Here is a 1,173-nt window from a genome sequence, read left to right as displayed (position 1 = left end):
AGCAGGCTGGTTGTCTGACAATTTTAATGTTCACCCTGAAATGGCCATGACCCGCAGCCGCAGATGCTGAAAACCAGGCATGCCAAAGGCGCATCGACGAATACTTCGGACTAGATTATTGAGTACCTCGGTCACAGCATTGGACACGTTGTCGAGCACGTAGTTGGCAATCGGTTCTTTGTGGCGTTGCAGGGTTTGGATAAAGGAATCGAAGTGGGTGACTTTTTGCACCTGAATACGGGCTATCCACTTGTCTAATAACTTAATGGCGGAATCTACCGCTTGTGGCCGGTCTAAAATATGGTGAAACTCTTCGCGCAGAAAATAGGCGGTTTTCACCTCGGCGTTCACCGCAAAGGCGGCCTGCAAGGTGTCGAGCTCCGCATCTGTCAGGCGGTGGTACTGCTTGAAAATAAGCCATTTGAGCTGTTTGTAGCCCGCTTCGTCCGGGGCCTCTTTGCGCAAGTGTCGCCGGAAGGCATCCAGGCCCTGATTGAGCAATTTCACCACGTGAAACCGGTCCAGCACGAGCGTGGCCTGCGGGAAACAGGTGGCCACCACGGCCAGATACGGCTGCCACAGGTCGCAGCTAACGGCGGTTATCTGCTGGCAAAAAGCTAAACCAAGCGCTTGGAAATAAGCAACCAAGGTTTCTTTCTTGCGGTCCGGCAAAATATCGACCAGCGTGCCCGTATCCAGGTTGGTGAGCAGGCAGATAAAGTGCTTTTTGCCTTTGCGGTGGCTTTGCTCGTCAATGCCCAGGCGCCGCAGCCCGGCGTAGCGCTGGGGCAGTTGCTGGGCCTGTTGACAGTGGTGTAAGACCAGGCGCTCCACCGTTTTGGCGTGCATGCCGACGATGGCCCCCACTTCGCTGTAGGCTTGTTTGCGGCACCAGGCAAACACGTACCGGGCTTGCCGGTGGGTATAGCTTTTGTTGGCATCGGCAAACGGCAGACGCTCGGTCGGGCAACTGCCACAGGTCGGGCAGCGAAACTGCCGCACGCTCACCACTAGGTAAACCGCTCGCTCCGAAATGTTTAAATCCCGTAACCGGCGCGTGCTACGGTCATTAACCACCGTGCACTCCACCCCGCAAGTAGGACAGTGCGTCCGCGTGTCGGTCAAGGTACAGGCAATTTCTATCGTCGTTTTCGTGGCCGTGACGCCCGTCAG

Annotated in this window: 1 protein-coding gene; it reads right to left on the bottom strand. The window is 56.1% G+C overall.

Going from position 1 to position 1,173, the window contains the following annotated elements; all coding sequences use genetic code 11:
• Positions 1–30: 30 nt before the first annotated feature.
• The coding region (locus tag E5J99_RS20920) for an ISL3 family transposase (RefSeq protein ID WP_167852285.1) at positions 31–1,173 on the bottom strand (1,143 nt) is incomplete at its 5' end.

The organism is Hymenobacter elongatus (assembly GCF_004745955.1).
Taxonomy (GTDB): Bacteria; Bacteroidota; Bacteroidia; order Cytophagales; family Hymenobacteraceae; genus Hymenobacter; species Hymenobacter elongatus.
The sequence above is the reverse complement of the archived record's forward strand: the minus strand, read 5'-3'. Positions and strand labels throughout refer to the sequence as shown.